This is a genomic window from Actinoplanes sp. CA-015351 (assembly GCF_050955685.1).
In the GTDB taxonomy this organism is placed as follows: Bacteria; Actinomycetota; Actinomycetes; order Mycobacteriales; family Micromonosporaceae; genus Actinoplanes.
The window spans coordinates 1,161,336-1,176,352 of record NZ_CP192102.1; the positions used below are offsets into that span (position 1 = coordinate 1,161,336).

Sequence of the window (15,017 nt, forward strand, 5' to 3'; positions counted from 1 at the left end):
CGGAAATTGAAAACCTGTGATCAATCAGGCAGACAACAGTTCGGTATCAACGGTTTCAGACAGCAGTTGGTACACGTTGTACGCCTGCTTGATGACCGGATGTGCCACGTTGCGGACCGGAACGCCGCCGGGCGTACGGCCGCGTTCCGAGCCGTGGTGCGCGTGCCCGTGCAGGGCCAGCGCGGTCGGCGCCGAGTCGATGGCCTGGCCGAGCTGATAACAGCCGAGGAACGGGTAGATCTCCAGCGGCTCGCCGATCAGGGTTTCCGGCACCGGGGCGTAATGGGTGAGCGCTACCAGGGCGTCGCACTCGACCGACCGCAGCGCCTCGCCGAGCCGGGCCGCGAACTCCTCGGTGGTGCCGACGAAGTTCTTCATCTCCCGCTCGCCGAAGTTGCTGGCGCAGGCCCCGGCGAATCCTCCGCCGAACCCCTTGCTGCCGGCAATGCCGAGCCGATGGCCGTTGATCTCCAGGACCGTCGCCGAACCCTCCAGCACGGTGATGCCCGCGTCGGTGAGCGTCCCGGTGACGGCGTCCTGAAGGTCGCTCTGATGATCGTGATTGCCGAGCACCACCACGACCGGTACGCCGAGCCCGCCGAATTCCTGAGCGAAGCAGCGGGCCTCCTCGACGGTGCCGTGCCGGGTGAGGTCACCGGCGATCAGCAGCGCGTCGGCCCGATCGGGGAGCTCCTCCAGGGCAGGCCGGTAACGGCCCAGAACGTCCTTGTCCACGTGGACGTCGCCCACGGCGGCGATCCGGATCATGAAATCTCCTCCACCTCGATGGGCGCCTGTGCGCGGGTGATGCCGATGTCGCAGGTGATCTCGATCTCCGGGAAGCGGTCGGTGATCTGCCGGCAGATCTCGTCGCGCCGCTGAGCGCTCTCCACCTCCCCGCCGAGGACTATCGCGTGCTCCCGGCGCTGGATCGTGATTCCCTGCTCGGCGATCCGGTCGTGCTCGGTGAGCAGCCGCTGGATCTCGGCTTCCAGGTCGATCTGGTTGGTCATCTCATCCCCCTACCTTCAGCTCGTGGGCCGGGAACGACGCCACGTCCAGCCGGTCGAGGAGCACGAAGAACGCGTCCGCGTACGGCGACTTGGCGGTTTCCCGGCGTACCCGGTCCCAGTCGATCTGCTCCCGCAGCGAGCGGGCAACCGGAAGCCCGGTGGCGAAATCGCAGTAGTGCTGGCTGTAGCTGAGCAGCTTGTGGACCATCAGCTGGCTCGCGGAGAGAACCGGCATGTAGATCGCCTCGACCGAGATCTGGTCGGTGTCCTGAAGCGTCTCGTCGGTCACCGGTGACTCCACCGGCCGGTAGATGAGGTCCGCCATCCGGCCCTCGTCGTATACCTTGACCAGCCAGTCTTCCGGTGGCTGTTCGGTCTCGAAACCGACGGCCGCGAGCTCCTGCAGAGCCCGGTCCTTGTCCTGTTCGCGGATCAGAAAATCCACGTCATGGTCGCTGGAGTACCCGCCGCGCGCGTACACAGCGAAGCTCCCGCCCAGCGCGAAGGGGATGTCCGCGCCCTTGAGCGTGGACGCTACGCGCTTCAAGGTGACGGCCAATCCCTCATCCACACGGTGTGGCATGGCGACCTCCTGGTCCGTGTCCGGTCTGTGAACGACTACCCGGAGTCGTCCCACCTTGAACCCCCGGGGCCATTCTCGCCCGGCCGGGGCACCCTTCGGTGCGGAACGGAACGTGCAGGCCGGCGCTACCGTAAGTTGGTATGGCTCCCCAGCAGAAGTCCCCGGCCGTCCGGACGGTCGCCCTCATCGGCATCGACGGCTCCGGAAAGACGACCCAGGCACACCGGCTGGCCGATGAGCTGACCGCCGCCGGCATCGCGGCCGGTTACCGCCGCAATGCCGGCGGCCGTCACTGGGTCGGCCGGGTCGCGGGCTTCTTCGGACGTGCCGACGCCGAGGAACTGGTGGGCCGCCGGGCGATGCTCGGCATCGAGTCGGTGCTGCGCTGGCTCGCCATTCTGCGCACGATCCTGCGCCGAGCCTTCGCCCGGGACATCGCGGTGATGGATCGGTACGCGTACTGCCAGTACGCGAGCCTGCGGGCCCGGGGTGCGAAGCCGGTCGCCGAGCGCCGGGCACGGCTTGCCTACCGGCTGTTCCCGGCGCCCGACGTCACGTTCCTGCTCGCTGTCGACCCTGCCGTGGCCCAGCTGCGGATCGACCGCCGTGGTTACGACCACGAGGAGATGGACTATCTGCGGGCCGCCGATGCCGCGTACCGCTCGCTGCCGGAGTTCCCCAGTTTCGTGGTGATCGACGCGAACGGCACCCCGGACGAGGTGGCCGCCGCCATCCAGACCGAGCTCAAGGCCCGGATGGCAGCCCGGCCGGTGATCGTGCCCACGCCGCGGCACCGGCCGGCGACGCGCACGCTGGTGCTCGCCGCCGCGCCGCTGCTGGCCGCGTTCGCAATGCTCGGACTGCAGCTCGCGGAGTCGCTCTGAGAGCTGGAGTCGCTCTGAGAGCTGGAGTCGCTCTGCCGGCTGGAGTCGCTCAGCCAGCCGCAGTAGCTCAGGCGGCGCCGTAAACCGGGACCCGGGCGCCGCTGGTCGGCGCGGACGCGTCCGACGCCAGGAACAGGATCACCGCGGCGATCTCCTCGGGGCTGACCCAGCGGCTGACGTCGGCGTCCGGCTGGGCGGCCCGGTTGGCCGGGGTGTCGATGATGCTGGGCAGCACCGTGTTGCAGCGCACGTGCTGCTTCTTGTACTCGACCGCGACCGTCTCGGCGAACGCCAGCACGGCGGCCTTGGAGGTCACGTATCCGGCCGCTCCGGGGAACGGCGACACCGCGGCACGGGAGGAGACACAGATGACCGAGCCCCCGCCCGCGGCCACCAGGTGCGGCAGGGCAGCCGCCGTGGTCAGGTACGTCGGCCGCAGGTTCGCCGTGAACATCGCCTCGAACTCCTCGACCGGTGTGTCAGCGATCAGCCCGCTTCCCGCGTACCCACCGGCGAGATTGACCACCGCCTTGAGTGGGGCGCGCTGATCGCCTGCCGCCGACTCGGCCGCGGCTCTGACCTGAGCCGCATCGGTGAGATCCGCATCGACGGCGATTGCGCCGGCCGGCAACCGGTCGGCCGTTCCGGGGCGGGCCGGCGCGACCACCCGCCATCCCGCCGCGAGGAATGCAGAGATCGTCGCGGTGCCCAATCCGCCGGTGCCGCCCGTCACGAGCGCGGTACGCGTGTCCGTCATGCGGCGAAGCTTGTCACACGACGGTGTCTGTGCTGTTGCTCACTTGGAGGCCCCACCTGGCTACCACCTGGGAATGTTCGACCCGAAAGCGGCGTCACTCTGATGGGCGAGTGATCTGCGGCGCGGCGTGGCGCATTGTGACCGGTGGTCCCGTTCGCGCCCGAGGTGCGGGGTTCTTTTGCCCGAGGCGTTTGTTTCAGGCCTGTCATCGGACGGCCGATGCTGCACATGAACCCGCCGAGCGCGATTTCCGTACTCCGGGGTGACGAGCATCGCGTAGCCCAGGGTGATGCCCGTCGCTGTGATCGATGAGAGGCCGATGGTGTTATGAGAGACGCGCGACGGGTATCCGGCTGTCCACAGGACAGACCGCAAGAGACCGCACTCAGCTTCCCCGCACTGGGTTCTCAGCTATCACCCAGGCGTTCGTGACACTTTCGATCCGCCAGCCGGAATCAGTGCAGGCTGCAATTTGTTATGTGGATGTCAGCAACCGCAATGCACGAGCTGCGGACGTTACGGGAGAGGGCTGATGGACGCAGGTAATGCCCGTAACAGGGTTAGTGACGGCAATGAGGGGACCGTGGGCAACGTGGAGAAGAGCACCGTGATGCGTACCGATCAGGTCGCCGAGGAACGCGACCTCGTCGGAGTCTACCTGCACGAAATCTCCCGGACGCCGCTGTTGGACGCCGAGCGAGAGGTTCAGCTCTCCCGTGCGATCGAGGCGGGCCTCTACGCACAGCACCTGCTCGATCAGGGCGAGGAACGGCGTGGTGTGAGCCGGGAAGAGCTGGAGCGGATCGTCTCCGACGGCCAGCACTCGAAGGACCTGTTCATCCGGGCCAACCTGCGGCTGGTCGTCTCGATCGCCCGCCGGTACGTCCGCTCCGGCATGCCGATGCTCGACCTGATCCAGGAGGGCAACACCGGCCTGGTCCGCGCCGTGGAGAAGTTCGACTACGAAAAGGGCTTCAAGTTCTCGACGTACGCCACCTGGTGGGTTCGCCAGGCGATCAGCCGGGCCATCGCTCAGCAGGAGCGCACCGTCCGTCTCCCCGTGCACCTGGTCGAGGACGTCAACCGGATGCGCAACGTCACCCGTCAGCTCGTCCGTGAGCTGGGCGGTGACCCCGAGCCGGAGCAGATCGCCGCGGCGCTCGGTGTGACAGTGGAGCGGGTCAACGAGCTCACCCGCTGGGCTCAGGACACCGTCTCGCTGGACACCCCCGTCGGCGACGACGGCGACACCAACCTCGGCGACCTGGTCGCCGACAGCGACGCCCCCTCCCCGGAGGAGATCGTGCTGAGCGCCCTGGAGCGCCAGCGCATCGAGGGCCTGCTGAACCACCTGGACGACCGGTCGGCCGGCATCATGCGGGCGCGTTACGGCCTCGAGGACGGCCGTGAGCACTCGCTGACCGAGGTGGCCTCGCGCTTCTCGCTGAGCCGCGAGCGCATCCGCCAGCTGGAGATCCAGGCGCTCGGCCGGCTGCGTGAGCTGGCCCGGGCCGAGGGCCTCCAGGCCGCCTGAGAGTAAACAAAAGGCCGGCACCCTTCAGGGGCGCCGGCCTTTTCGTGCTGGTGTTACTTGACCCGGCCGTATCCGTTCGGGGTCATGATGTTCATTCCGCGGTACAGCACGTCCCGGCCTGCCGATGGCGCGTCGATGATCTTGCCGTCGCCGACGTAGAGCGCGACGTGCCCGTTCGACCGGTAGAAGATCAGGTCACCCGGCTTGAGGTCGGCCTTGCTGATCCTTGCGGTGGCGCTGTACTGCGCTGCCGCGTTGTGTGGCAGTGACTTGCCCGCCGCCGCCCACGCCGCCGAGGTCAGCCCCGAGCAGTCGTAGGAGCTGGGACCGTCGTCGCCGTAGCCGTACGGCTTGCCGATGGCGTTGAAGGCGTAGGTGACCGCCTTACCCGCCGAGCCGGCGATGCTCGGGATCTTGCCGGTGTAGGACCCGGAGTCCTCGGTGGCGCTGCCGTACGCTGCCTCGCGCATGTCGTACAGGTCGTCGAGGTCGCCCTCGATCTTGTCCTTGCGCTGGGAGAGCTCCTTGACCTGCGCGGTCTGCTTGGCCTGAGTGGTCTTGAGAGCGGCCTTGCGTTCCGCGTACGTCTGAGTGGTCTCGGTGTACGTGTCGATGTTCTGCTGGTTCGTCCGGGAGATCTGCTCAAGGAACGTCAGACGCTCCAGGAGGCTGCCCTGGTCGCCGGCGACCAGGACGGTCATCCCGCCGGGACGGCCCTGCATGTACGTCGTGGTGGCGATCGTCTGTACCTTGGCGGTGGCCGCGGCGAGCGCGATCTCGGTCGGCTTCAGCGAAGATTCGAGCTGCTTCGACTCGGCCTTGGTTTCCTTGAGTTCGAGCCGCATCTTGTTGTACGACTCGGTGACGTCTTCCAGCTTCTCCTCGGCCGCCTTGATCTTCTTCTTGAGCTCGGCGGACGGCGCCGCATGCGCGGCACTGGCTCCCGACAGGGTGATCGCGAACGTGGTGAGTGCGACCACGAGCGCCCGGAGCCGGGTACGGGGGTGTGGCACTGGTCAGAGGGCCTTTCTTCCGCTGCGCCGCCTACCAGGTGCGTCCGACGGGCGTGGGCGGGAAGAAGGCCCAGCCGCCACCCGGTTCGGTTCGCGGTTGCCGGCACCGTAGGGGGAGAAGGCGCCGGATGGCCGCGATTGATTCGGCGGCGTTGGCCGGCGCCACAGGAGGGTTTGTGGCTGCGGACCGAACCAACCGCATCAACTTATCGGCGGGAGAAAAGAAATCAAGGCCTGGCCGAGTGAATTATGCCAATAGTCGCTGTTGTGCGATTAATCCCGATAACGGACTGTCATTCCACAACAGCTAAGCGTGAATTGTCGGCGACCGGAACCCAGTTCTTGGTGACCTTGCGCTCGGCCCAGAACGAGAGGAACGGAATGGTGCCGGACAGCATGACGAGCAGCATTCGGCTGAACGGCCACTGCGCCCGGCGCGACAGGTCGAACGTCAGCACCAGATAGACCATGTAGAGAAAGCCGTGGAAGGGCCCGACGGTCTCGACGACGATCGGGTTGTCGCCCAGGTACTTCAGCGGCATGCCGATCACGACCAGGACGATGAGGACGACGCCGACGATCCAGGCGATGGTCCGGTAACGGGTCAGGGCTCCCTGCACGGCGGGTGTCTCCTACTTCTCTGCTTGGGTGCGGCCGGGGTAATCGATGTGCCGGGCGCCCGGGTGGGCAGCGAGCCAGGCCAGGTAGTCGTTGTACGCGTCCAGCTCCGGGTCGTCGGCGTCCGCTGCGGACGGACGGGCGTCGACGCGCACCGGGCGGCCGAAGGTGACCGGGGCGCCGGGCGCGCGCGGCGTCTCCGGAGCGGGGGCGGCGGGCTCCTCCAGCGGCTCGCCGGCGGCCTTGCGTTTGGCCAGCTGGACCTCGCGGAGCCAGATGAAGACCACGAAACCGCCGAAGACCGGCCACTGGAACATGTAGCCCCAGCTGATCGAGTTGCCGGAGGCCGCACGGCTGAACTGCCACCAGCCCAGGCCGAGACAGCCCGCGGTCAGCACGATCGCGAGCAGATGACGGGCCATCCATGCGGGTGTCCACAGCCCTCTCATGCCCCGAGCGTACCGGCGGGGGTTTGGTGCCGGACGGGTCGGGCAACGGTGCTTCACGGACGGAACCCGAAAGATCGGAGGTGCACGATGACCCAAGCGCGTTTGGCCCGGGCGTACTCGCCGCACGAGCACCGGCCGCTTGACGGCTATGTCGTGACGATGGGTGCCTTCGGTGTCCTGTCCGCGAGCCTGGTGGCCGCCGCCAAGCTGACCGGCGCCCCGGTTCCGCAGCGTCCGGCTCTCGCCGACGTGGCGCTGATCTCCATCGCCACCCACAAGCTCAGCCGGCTGATCGCCAAGGACTCGGTGACCAGCCCGCTGCGGGCGCCCTTCACCCGGTACGCCGAACCGGCCGGCGCCGCGGAGCTCAACGAGGAGGTCCGGGACGAGGGCAGCAGCGTCCGGCACGGCATCGGCGAGCTGGTCACCTGCCCGTTCTGCCTGGCTGTCTGGGTGGCGACCGGGCTCACCGGCGGCCTCGTACTCGTTCCCCGGTTCACCCGGCTCGCCGCAACGGTGCTCACCGCCACCGCGGTTTCCGACTTCCTCCAGATGGCGTACTCGATCGCGAAGGAGAAGGCGGAAGGTTGAGCCTAGTGTGATCCAGGTCACAACCACTGCAGGAATCGTGCGGGGCGACCGACAGTTGAGAACGAATGCTGGTGTGCCCAGTGTCCCCGGGCCTCACCCTTTGCCTGCACGGAATACCAGTTCGGCTGGAGCCGTGTTGAGCCTTTCGCCGCGAGGCGACCTGCACACCGGCACTCAGCGCCGTCTCCCGGTTCGCCGGGGGGCGGCGTACTAATTTTCACCTAATTTCTCGTCTTCGGCGGGCGAGAAGGTTTATCGGGACAGGACCCCTCGAACGGGGCACCTCGACCACCCAGATTTCTCATCGACGTGGCAGGATCCTGGCGTGTCCGTTCCGCAGCGTCGCGTCCCGGCAGCCTCCACAGGCGGCCGCTCGCTCCGACGCACCCTCAGTTCCCGCAGGTCACGGCGTTCCCCGTCGGGCCTTTTCGCCGGTGACATCCCCGCCGGCGCCGGTCCACACCCGGTCGAGCTCGCCGGGATGCTGCACGAGCTGACGGTCCGACTGCTCTCCGCGGACACGCTGCCGCGTGCCCTTGATCGCCTCACCGCGTTCGCGGTTGGCTCCCTGCCCGGTGCGATCCGTTGCTCGGTCGCGCTCATCGGTGAGGGCGGCCCGCTCACCGAGGCCGCCTCCGGCTCCGCGGGCGAGATCTTCGACCGGCGACAGTACGAGATGAGCACCGGACCCGGGCTCGAAGCAGCACGGACCCGCACCCTGGTGACCTCCGGCGACCTGACCGTCGACGAGCGGTGGCCGCAGCTGCGTGAGGCCGCGACGTCGAGCGGGGTGCGCGCGGTCGCGGCGATCCCGCTCGACGTGCGGCGCACCGCGGTCGGCGGGCTCAGCGTGTACCTGGAGGAGGCCGGCGACCCCGGCCCCGAGCTGCTGGTCACCGCGATGGCCATCGGCGGGCAGGCCGAGGTGCTGCTCGGCGAGCTGGGCCGGCGTGCGGCGCTCACCGAGGGCGCCGAGGTCGACCGGGCGGTCGGCGTGATAATCGCTCAGCGCGGCTGCGGCGTGCAGGAGGCGTACGCGATCCTCCAGGAGAGCGCCCAGCGCCTTGGCCTGGATCGACGCGTCGTCGCCGAGCGCCTGGTGGCCGCCGCGGCCCGCAAGTCCGGCGGGTGAACCGGGCGCCTGCCCTCATGCGCGTCCGGTTGCTCCCAGCCAGGCGCAGTAGCGTGACGGCATGGCTGTTGTGAAGATCAACGCGATTGAGGTTCCCGAGGGCGCCGGCCCCGAGCTGGAGAAGCGGTTCGCCGCCCGGCAGGGCGCCGTGGAGAACTCCCCGGGCTTCCTCGGGTTCGAGCTGCTGCGCCCGGTGTCCGGCGACAACCGGTACTTCGTCTACACCCGCTGGGAGTCCGAGGAAGCGTTCCAGGCGTGGTCCAGTGGCGGCGCCAAGGAGGCGCACTCGGGCGAGCGGGCCAAGCCGGTCGCCAGTGGTGCCAGTCTCCTGGAGTTCGAGGTCGTCCAGTCGGTCCAGAAATAAGTTTTCCGAGGGTACGGGGTGCTTCGCCCGTACCCTCGGAATTTGATCTTGATCTTGTCAGGCCTCGGCCTTGAGGGCGTCCTCGGCGCGGGCCTGTTGCGCGGAGCGCTGCTGGAGCGGCAGCTCCGGCAGGAAGAGCACCACGATCAGGCCGACAAGCATGATGAAGAACGCCATCAGGTAAACCACGTGCACGCTGTCCGAGAAGCCGACCTTGAATGGGTGGGCGACCACGTCGGTCAGCTTGGTGATGAACGAGGTGTCGGTGAGCGCGTCGCCGCCCTGTGCCTGCGCGAGCAGCGCCTGTTGCGCTGGATCGGCGGCGGCCTGCTGGAAGGCCGGGTCCTTCGCCGCCTCCTGGTACGAGCTGGCGATGTTGCCGGGCAGGACGTTGAAGAGCACCGAGAGGAAGACCGCGGTGCCGAGCGTGCCGCCCATCGAGCGGAAGAACGTCACCGCGCCGGTCGCCACACCGATCTCCCGGGGTGAGACGGCGTTCTGCACCGCGGTGATCATCGGCTGCATGTTGCTGCCCAGGCCAAGGCCCATCAGCACCATGACCAGCATGGTCTGCCACAGCGGGGTGTCCGCGCCGACCCGGGAGAAGAGGAAGAGCGCGACCACCATGAACGAGCTGCCGATGATCGGGAAGATCCGGTAACGGCCGGTCCGGGAGATCAGCTGACCGGAGGTGATCGAGCCGGCCATGATGCCGAACACGAACGGGATCATCTGGAGGCCGGCCATCGTGGCGGTGGAGCCCTTCACGATCTGCAGGTACAGCGGGACGGTCATCAGGCCGCCGAACATCGCCATGCCGAGGATCGTGCTGGACGCGGCGCCGACCGCGACCGTGCGGTTGCTGAAGAGCCGCAGGGGCAGCAGGGCCTCGTGCTTGTACGCCCTCTCGGCCAGGATGAATCCGATGATGCCGATCACGCCGACCACATAACAGGCGATCGAGCGGCCGGAGCCCCAGCCCCAGTCACGGCCCTGCTCGGCGACGGTCAGCAGCGGCACCAGACCGAGGATCAGGGTGAGCGCGCCGGGCCAGTCGATCCGGTGGTTGACCCGCTGGTGCGGCAGGTGCAGCACCTTCGCGACGACGGCCATCGCGGCGAGACCGATCGGCACGTTGATGAAGAACACCCAGCGCCAGCCGGACATCCAGAGCAGCTCGTCGGCACCGGCGAAGAAGCCGCCGAGGATCGGGCCGAGGACGCTCGCGGTGCCGAAGACGGCCAGGAAGAAGCCCTGATATTTAGCGCGCTCACGGGGCGGCACGATGTCGCCGATGATGGCCAGCGCCAGCGACATGAGACCGCCGGCGCCGATGCCCTGGATCGCCCGGAACCCGGCCAGCTGCCACATGTTGTCGGAGAGGCCGCAGAGGAACGAACCGACGATGAAGATGCCGATGGCGAGGAGGAAGAACGGGCGCCGTCCGTAGATGTCGGACAACTTGCCGTACAGCGGCGTGGAGATCGTCGAGGTGATCAGGAACGCCGTGGTCGCCCACGCCTGAAGGTCGAAGCCTTGCAGGTCGTCGGCGATGGTCCGGGTCGCGGTCGCCATGATCGTCTGATCGAGGGCGGCCAGGAACATGCCCATCATCAGGCCGCCGAGGATCGTCAGGATCTGGCGGTGGGTGAATTCCACCGGTGCGGTGGCCGGTGGGCTCGGGTGACTCACGGATTCTCCCGTGGGGGTGCGGTGGGATCGAGCCGGAGATGCGTCTCGATCAAGCTGTTGAATTCTTCGAACATGTCGGTGAAGGCGGCGACCCGCTCGGCCGGCCACTCGTGCAGCGCGCTGGCGAGCAGCGCCACCCGGGCGTCCCGGAGCCGATCGCAGGCGGCCACGCCGGACTCGGTGACCGCGAGGCGCGACGCACGGCCGTCCACCGGGTCGGCCTCACGGCGAGCCAGCCCGGCTTTCACCAGTTGCGCGACCTGCCGGCTGATCGTCGACGGGTCGGCCTGCTTGATCTCGGCCAGGTCGGTGACCCGCATCGGGCCCTGCTCGCGCAGCGGCCGCAGCAGCATGAGCGCGGAGAACTCGGCACCAAGGTCTCCGACTTTGAGCATGCCCCGGAAACGAGCGCCCAATCGGATGAATCGGGCGATCTCATCGGCCAGTTGGCCGGTGTCATGGTCGTGAGGCAAGCGTCCGCCGTCTCCCTCGAGGTTTTGCTTGCAGTCTACAAGTGGTTGCGTGATGAACGCATTCTCATTTCATCTTCCAGATGCCGCAGACCAGGGACTCGGCCTCCTCGAGAGCGGCCGGCACCGGGACGGTGTACTCAGCCACCCGTTCGAAGAGGCGACCGGGGAAGTACCCGCGTCCGGGATCGCCAACCAGAACCGTGGCACCCGCTTTGCGGGCCGCACGCAGGAACGATGTCATCTGCGGGGCGACCGACGGGCTGTAGAAGACGTCGCCGGCCAGGACCAGATCAGGGGCGTCCTCGGTCTCGGCCAGGTTCACGCCGTTCGCGGCGGCGTTGCGGCGCGCGGCCGCCACCGCGTCCGGGTCGATGTCGGTGGCGCAGACGCTTGCCGCGCCACAGCGGGCGGCCGCGATCGAGGCCACCCCGGAACCGCAGGCGACCTCGAGGACGCGTTTGCCGGCCGCCTGAGCGGGGTTGTCGAGCAGATAGCGGGCCAGGGACTGGCCGCCGGCCCAGACGAAAGCCCAGAACGGGGGAGGCTGATCGCTGTGGAAGTCGCCGCTGAACAGGCCCTGATGATCGTCAGCCAGATGCAGGCTGATCTCCGGGGTGAGCGGGACCGGTTTCAGTTGGGTGGAAAACACCCCACCGATCTTTTCAGCTCCGGATGGGTTGTGCGCTCATCATGAGCTTCGCCCGGTATTCGCCCCGCGCCTCGGCGGCCCACGGCGTGTCGACGTCCTCCAGCAGCGGGCGGGCCGCCACGTACGCGGCGGCGGTCAGCGGGCGGGCGGCGCGCTCGGCGGTCCGGCCGGCGGCGGCGGCGATCAGCTCGTCGAAGGTGGCGACGTCGACGCGGACCCGCTCGGGGACCAGGAACAGCCGGTTGCGGCGGCCGGCGATCACCGAGTCGCGGCTGCGGACGCCCGGCTCGAGGCGGTCGCGCAGCACCGCGAGGTCGTCCTTCAGCGTCACGGCCGGCACGCCCACCAGGTACGCCAGATCCACAAGCGACCGCTCCCCGCGCAGCGCCAGGAGGGCGAGCAGGTGACGGGGACGCTCGCCGCCGAAGTCGTCGCCGGAGAGGCTGATGCCCCGGGTGCGGACCTCGAGACGGCCGAAGAGCTGGATCTCGAACATGATCACAAACTCTGCGCTTCGACGGCCGGGGCAGCAAGGCCCCAAAGCGAGGGGGACACTCGGCCGAAAGACTGGTTATCGCATCCGCTCGGAGGCAACCCGGCGTCGGGTGTACCGGGTGTGTCAGGCTCGGTGCCGCATTGGCCGTCTGTTGGTAGGGCCGCCAGCGAGGCGGGTAATCCTTAGACTGCGCGGAGCCCAGACGGGCGGATAGAGGAAGGTGACGTATGGACAACGGCGAGACGATACGAGTCCTCGTCGTCGACGGTCACCAGACCTTCGCAGAGCTGCTCGGACATGCTTTGGCTGGTCAACCCGATCTTCGGTGGGTGGGCCACGCGCGTACCGGGCAGGAGGCGCTGAGCCTTGCGGCGGAACTGACGCCCGACGTCATCCTGCTCGATCCGGAACTGTCCGATGCCGACGGCATCGCGATCGCCGAGTTGATCAGGGTGCGCCAGCCCGATTCGCGTGTGGTGATCCTCACTGCGAGCGAGGAGCAGGCATTGGTACGCCGGGCGACCGCCGCCGGGTTCGCCGGGTTCCTGTCCAAGAACGGTGCGCTCGGCGATGTGCTGAACGCGTTGCGTACCGCGCACGTGGGTGGCATGACCGTCTCCACCGACATCCTGGCTCGGCTGCTACGCAGCACGTCGCCGGTGAGCGTGCCCCGGGCCAGCGGTCTCACCGCTCGTGAGGACGAGGTGTTGCAGCTGATGGCGGCCGGTCTGGACGCTCGTGCGGTGGCCCGGCGGCTCGGGATCAGCGTGCACACGTGCCGCGGATATCAGAAAGCCGTGCTCGCCAAACTGGGCGCGCACAGCCAGCTCGAGGCGGTCGCGATCGCCAATCGTCGCGGTCTCGTCCGACCTGACCCGCGGTAAATCGCCGGTCACTCATCCGACAGGCGATTCCTTCCGTACTCCATTCGGGGGCCTTACCCGAGAGGCGTCGCAGGGAGGTATCGCAGTGGACCGTACCGCTGTCGGCACGCCGTCCGATCCGGCCGTGACCGACACCGATCTGCCTCAGCGTCGTCCGGGGGCGACGATGCCAGAGGCGAAACAGTCCGAAGCCCCAGAGGGCGGATGGTTCGGCGCGGGGGCGCCGGGGTCGTCTGAGGTGCCCGTTGTGGCAGATGACGAGTCGTTCATGCCCAAGCCGTTCGTGCCGGCCAGGAAAGCCGCCGAGAAGAAGGCGCCTGAGGAGTCACGTGGCGCGTCGACCGGGCTGCCCGCCCGGACGTCGGCGCGGCTGGCCTCGGGACTCACGCCCCGGTCCTCGTCACGGTCGTCCAGCGGATTCTCGTCCCTGTCAGCGTCGAGTCCTGCTCCGGGCTCGGCCTCAGGTTTTGCTTCCAGTTCGGCGTCAGGCTCTGGTTCGGCGTCAAGCTCTGGTTTCGCCTCCCGCTCCGGGGACGCGGACCCGGTGCCCGCACCCACAGTCAAACCGGCTCCCGCAGTCAAACCGGCTCCCGCAGTCAAACCGGCTCCCGCAGTCAAACCGGCTCCTGCAGCCGTGCCGGCACCCGCGAGGCCGCTGCCCGCGAAGCCGGCGCCCGATTTTGGGCCGGCCTCGCCCAGTGGGCCTGGGCGGGCCTCGTTCGGATTCAGTGACGGACCGATCGGTGGCGGCCGGCGCAGTAGTGGCGCCTCCGGCTCGCTGCCTGTCGTCACGCCGGAACAGAGCCCGTGGAACACCGCTCCTGCTCCGCGGCCCGCTGAAGCGCCTTGGCCGCCCGTTCCCGGCCCTGCTCAGGCCGGCTCCGAGCCGGCACCCATCCTGGACCCGCCCGTCGAACACTGGGCGACCAGCTCCTGGGCGCCGATCACCTTCGAACCCGCCAACCGGCCGGCGTCCTCGGTGGACGCTTTCGACGCCCCGCCGCCGTGGTCCGGGAACAACGAGGGCCGGCTGGCACCTGTCTGGGACGAGCCGGTCGTGTGGTCCGACACGGCGCCGGCTCCGGTCGTACCCCCGCAAAGGCCGCGGCAGTCGCGGGCCGTGACGGTCGGGATGGCGGTGCTCGGCGTGGTGGCGCTGGCAGCGATCGCGTTGACCGGGATCGTCTACTACTCCGGGCCGGACTCCAAGATTCCGGAGATGCTCCAGCTCGGCAACGGCGGTGGCAGCACCAGTCAGGCGGTGGTCAGCGCGCCGCTCGACGGGCGGACCATCGGATCGTTCGAGCTGCTGGCGGCGACCGACCGGGTACGCGTGCGAATCGCCGACCTCGGTACCGACCTGTACCGGATCAGCGCGGCCGAGGGCGCCGGCATCTACCCGAACGCGGAGCTGCGCGACGACGCGGTACGCGTCGACCTGTCCCGTGACACCGACACCGCAACCGGCGGGGAGATCGAGGTCCTGCTCGCCGCCGAGGTGCGCTGGACGCTGCGATTCTCCGGGTACGCGGCCGAACGCGTCCTGGATCTCAGTGAGGGCCGGGTCAGCGGGATCGAAGTGGTGGGCGGAACCCGCCGGGCCGAGGTGACCCTTGCGAAGGCCACCGGAACCGTGCCCATGAAGATCACCGGCGGGGTGGAGGAGCTGCTGCTGCGGGCTCCGGCCAGCAGCCCGGTGCGGGTCAAGGTGGGCGGTGGCGCGGCAACCGTCACGGCGGGTGCTCGTACTCTCCGGGATGTTCCGCCCGGCTCCACGCTCACGCCGAAGGACTGGCAGAACGCCGACCGTTACGACGTCGACGCGGTCGCGCCGATAACCCTGCTGACTGTCGAGAACGCCAAATGAAAGATGCCGCCGGGGAGC

19 protein-coding genes are annotated in these 15,017 nt (G+C 68.5%); 7 read left to right on the forward strand and 12 right to left on the reverse strand.

What is annotated here, in order from left to right; all coding sequences use genetic code 11:
- Positions 1-24: 24 nt before the first annotated feature.
- From ACQP2E_RS05320 to ACQP2E_RS05330, 3 genes are read right to left on the reverse strand one after another with little or no spacing between them, the layout of a single operon-like run.
- Positions 25-768 (reverse strand): metallophosphoesterase family protein, encoded by a 744-nt coding sequence (locus tag ACQP2E_RS05320; RefSeq protein ID WP_433828750.1) that lies wholly within the window; start codon positions 766-768, stop codon positions 25-27.
- Entirely contained in the window at positions 765-1,013 is a 249-nt protein-coding gene (locus ACQP2E_RS05325) for a hypothetical protein (protein WP_433828751.1), read from the reverse strand. Before ACQP2E_RS05325 ends, ACQP2E_RS05320 begins: the two co-directional genes overlap by 4 nt.
- A gap of 1 nt (position 1,014) precedes the next feature.
- On the reverse strand, positions 1,015-1,596 hold the full coding sequence (locus ACQP2E_RS05330; protein WP_433828752.1) for a nucleotidyltransferase family protein: 582 nt from the start codon (positions 1,594-1,596) through the stop codon (positions 1,015-1,017).
- 140 nt (positions 1,597-1,736) lie between these two features.
- Between ACQP2E_RS05330 and ACQP2E_RS05335 the strand changes: the two genes are divergently transcribed.
- Positions 1,737-2,480 carry a dTMP kinase gene (locus tag ACQP2E_RS05335; RefSeq protein WP_433828753.1) on the forward strand — a complete coding sequence of 248 codons (744 nt, stop codon included), beginning with the start codon at positions 1,737-1,739 and terminating at the stop codon, positions 2,478-2,480.
- A 67-nt stretch (positions 2,481-2,547) separates the two neighbouring features.
- Here ACQP2E_RS05335 and ACQP2E_RS05340 read toward each other — a convergent pair whose 3' ends face one another.
- Positions 2,548-3,237 carry an SDR family NAD(P)-dependent oxidoreductase gene (locus ACQP2E_RS05340; protein ID WP_433828754.1) on the reverse strand — a complete coding sequence of 230 codons (690 nt, stop codon included), beginning with the start codon at positions 3,235-3,237 and terminating at the stop codon, positions 2,548-2,550.
- Between the two features lie 532 nt (positions 3,238-3,769).
- On the opposite strand from ACQP2E_RS05340, the gene ACQP2E_RS05345 reads away from it, so the two are divergent.
- Positions 3,770-4,771 carry a sigma-70 family RNA polymerase sigma factor gene (locus tag ACQP2E_RS05345; RefSeq protein WP_433828755.1) on the forward strand — a complete coding sequence of 334 codons (1,002 nt, stop codon included), beginning with the start codon at positions 3,770-3,772 and terminating at the stop codon, positions 4,769-4,771.
- A gap of 53 nt (positions 4,772-4,824) precedes the next feature.
- Here ACQP2E_RS05345 and ACQP2E_RS05350 read toward each other — a convergent pair whose 3' ends face one another.
- The 3 genes from ACQP2E_RS05350 to ACQP2E_RS05360 all read right to left on the reverse strand — a co-directional run bounded on the left by ACQP2E_RS05350 (position 4,825) and on the right by ACQP2E_RS05360 (position 6,851).
- Positions 4,825-5,784, reverse strand: a complete 960-nt coding sequence (locus tag ACQP2E_RS05350; RefSeq protein ID WP_433828756.1) for an NlpC/P60 family protein — start codon at positions 5,782-5,784, stop codon at positions 4,825-4,827.
- Between the two features lie 293 nt (positions 5,785-6,077).
- Positions 6,078-6,404 carry a DUF3817 domain-containing protein gene (locus ACQP2E_RS05355; protein WP_433828757.1) on the reverse strand — a complete coding sequence of 109 codons (327 nt, stop codon included), beginning with the start codon at positions 6,402-6,404 and terminating at the stop codon, positions 6,078-6,080.
- 12 nt (positions 6,405-6,416) lie between these two features.
- Positions 6,417-6,851: a hypothetical protein gene (locus ACQP2E_RS05360; RefSeq protein WP_433828758.1), complete on the reverse strand. Its 435-nt coding sequence runs from the start codon at positions 6,849-6,851 to the stop codon at positions 6,417-6,419.
- Positions 6,852-6,938: 87 nt separating this feature from the next.
- On the opposite strand from ACQP2E_RS05360, the gene ACQP2E_RS05365 reads away from it, so the two are divergent.
- The 3 genes from ACQP2E_RS05365 to ACQP2E_RS05375 all read left to right on the forward strand — a co-directional run bounded on the left by ACQP2E_RS05365 (position 6,939) and on the right by ACQP2E_RS05375 (position 8,938).
- Positions 6,939-7,442: a DUF1360 domain-containing protein gene (locus tag ACQP2E_RS05365; RefSeq protein ID WP_433828759.1), complete on the forward strand. Its 504-nt coding sequence runs from the start codon at positions 6,939-6,941 to the stop codon at positions 7,440-7,442.
- 325 nt (positions 7,443-7,767) lie between these two features.
- The gene (locus ACQP2E_RS05370; RefSeq protein WP_433828760.1) at positions 7,768-8,574 is read left to right on the forward strand and encodes an ANTAR domain-containing protein; all 807 of its coding nucleotides are present in this window, start codon (positions 7,768-7,770) and stop codon (positions 8,572-8,574) included.
- Positions 8,575-8,635: 61 nt separating this feature from the next.
- Positions 8,636-8,938 (forward strand): antibiotic biosynthesis monooxygenase family protein, encoded by a 303-nt coding sequence (locus tag ACQP2E_RS05375; RefSeq protein ID WP_433828761.1) that lies wholly within the window; start codon positions 8,636-8,638, stop codon positions 8,936-8,938.
- Between the two features lie 57 nt (positions 8,939-8,995).
- Here ACQP2E_RS05375 and ACQP2E_RS05380 read toward each other — a convergent pair whose 3' ends face one another.
- From ACQP2E_RS05380 to ACQP2E_RS05395, 4 genes are all read right to left on the reverse strand, one after another.
- Entirely contained in the window at positions 8,996-10,630 is a 1,635-nt protein-coding gene (locus ACQP2E_RS05380; protein WP_433828762.1) for an MDR family MFS transporter, read from the reverse strand.
- On the reverse strand, positions 10,627-11,025 hold the full coding sequence (locus tag ACQP2E_RS05385) for a MarR family winged helix-turn-helix transcriptional regulator (RefSeq protein WP_433828763.1): 399 nt from the start codon (positions 11,023-11,025) through the stop codon (positions 10,627-10,629). The genes ACQP2E_RS05380 and ACQP2E_RS05385 overlap by 4 nt, the downstream gene beginning before the upstream one ends.
- Before the next feature lie 142 nt (positions 11,026-11,167).
- Positions 11,168-11,752, reverse strand: coding sequence for a class I SAM-dependent methyltransferase (locus ACQP2E_RS05390; RefSeq protein ID WP_433828764.1), 585 nt, complete (start codon positions 11,750-11,752; stop codon positions 11,168-11,170).
- A 13-nt stretch (positions 11,753-11,765) separates the two neighbouring features.
- The gene (locus ACQP2E_RS05395) at positions 11,766-12,248 is read right to left on the reverse strand and encodes a hypothetical protein (RefSeq protein ID WP_433828765.1); all 483 of its coding nucleotides are present in this window, start codon (positions 12,246-12,248) and stop codon (positions 11,766-11,768) included.
- A gap of 227 nt (positions 12,249-12,475) precedes the next feature.
- Between ACQP2E_RS05395 and ACQP2E_RS05400 the strand changes: the two genes are divergently transcribed.
- Positions 12,476-13,132 (forward strand): response regulator, encoded by a 657-nt coding sequence (locus ACQP2E_RS05400; protein WP_111648129.1) that lies wholly within the window; start codon positions 12,476-12,478, stop codon positions 13,130-13,132.
- 144 nt (positions 13,133-13,276) lie between these two features.
- Here the strand turns inward: ACQP2E_RS05400 and ACQP2E_RS05405 are convergent, their stop codons facing one another.
- Positions 13,277-13,696 (reverse strand): hypothetical protein, encoded by a 420-nt coding sequence (locus ACQP2E_RS05405; RefSeq protein WP_433828766.1) that lies wholly within the window; start codon positions 13,694-13,696, stop codon positions 13,277-13,279.
- A gap of 70 nt (positions 13,697-13,766) precedes the next feature.
- Here ACQP2E_RS05405 and ACQP2E_RS05410 point away from each other — a divergent pair, with 70 nt between their 5' ends.
- Positions 13,767-14,999 (forward strand): hypothetical protein, encoded by a 1,233-nt coding sequence (locus tag ACQP2E_RS05410; RefSeq protein ID WP_433828767.1) that lies wholly within the window; start codon positions 13,767-13,769, stop codon positions 14,997-14,999.
- The last annotated feature ends 18 nt before the right edge of the window (positions 15,000-15,017 follow it).

Bases quoted from the DNA above. Each gene is read 5' to 3' on its own strand.
- ACQP2E_RS05320 (WP_433828750.1), bottom strand. From the start codon at position 768: ATGATCCGGATCGCCGCCGTGGGCGACGTCCACGTGGACAAGGACGTT.
- ACQP2E_RS05325 (WP_433828751.1), bottom strand. From the start codon at position 1,013: ATGACCAACCAGATCGACCTGGAAGCCGAGATCCAGCGGCTGCTCACC.
- ACQP2E_RS05330 (WP_433828752.1), bottom strand. From the start codon at position 1,596: ATGCCACACCGTGTGGATGAGGGATTGGCCGTCACCTTGAAGCGCGTA.
- ACQP2E_RS05335 (WP_433828753.1), top strand. From the start codon at position 1,737: ATGGCTCCCCAGCAGAAGTCCCCGGCCGTCCGGACGGTCGCCCTCATC.
- ACQP2E_RS05340 (WP_433828754.1), bottom strand. From the start codon at position 3,237: ATGACGGACACGCGTACCGCGCTCGTGACGGGCGGCACCGGCGGATTG.
- ACQP2E_RS05345 (WP_433828755.1), top strand. From the start codon at position 3,770: ATGGACGCAGGTAATGCCCGTAACAGGGTTAGTGACGGCAATGAGGGG.
- ACQP2E_RS05360 (WP_433828758.1), bottom strand. From the start codon at position 6,851: ATGAGAGGGCTGTGGACACCCGCATGGATGGCCCGTCATCTGCTCGCG.
- ACQP2E_RS05365 (WP_433828759.1), top strand. From the start codon at position 6,939: ATGACCCAAGCGCGTTTGGCCCGGGCGTACTCGCCGCACGAGCACCGG.
- ACQP2E_RS05375 (WP_433828761.1), top strand. From the start codon at position 8,636: ATGGCTGTTGTGAAGATCAACGCGATTGAGGTTCCCGAGGGCGCCGGC.
- ACQP2E_RS05385 (WP_433828763.1), bottom strand. From the start codon at position 11,025: ATGCTCAAAGTCGGAGACCTTGGTGCCGAGTTCTCCGCGCTCATGCTG.
- ACQP2E_RS05395 (WP_433828765.1), bottom strand. From the start codon at position 12,248: ATGTTCGAGATCCAGCTCTTCGGCCGTCTCGAGGTCCGCACCCGGGGC.
- ACQP2E_RS05400 (WP_111648129.1), top strand. From the start codon at position 12,476: ATGGACAACGGCGAGACGATACGAGTCCTCGTCGTCGACGGTCACCAG.